The organism is Vibrio sp. 10N.261.52.A1 (assembly GCF_002876325.1).
Lineage (GTDB): Bacteria > Pseudomonadota > Gammaproteobacteria > Enterobacterales > Vibrionaceae > Vibrio > Vibrio chagasii.
In genome coordinates, this window is record NZ_MCYD01000281.1 from 1,764 (window position 1) to 2,061 (window position 298).

General features: G+C 43.3%; 1 protein-coding gene. It reads right to left on the minus strand.

Translation table 11 applies throughout. The features are described from left to right. Positions 1–298: helix-turn-helix domain-containing protein (locus BCT81_RS03550; RefSeq protein WP_133152524.1), on the minus strand; the 298-nt coding region annotated here is incomplete at both ends.

Below are 298 nucleotides of genomic sequence, written 5' to 3' on the forward strand. Positions count from 1 at the left end.
CTGTTTCATTGAGGGTCTTCCTTTCTGGCGCATTTTGAGCCCTTTGATACCGAGCTCATTAAATCTTTTGAGCCAGACAGAGAGTATCCCAGGGGATGAGAGGTTTAATACTGCGCTAGTGTGCGTGAGAGACCATTCATTCGTCCACATTAAATTCAATGCTTTTCGCTTTGTCTGAGCAGAAGCAGCATGCTTAGTTGGTAAAAATGAATCAGTACCATGGATGGCAAAGACTTGAGCCCAATACCGTATCTGTCTTGAAGGGATTGAATATTGTTTTGCTAAGTAGCGAGATGAC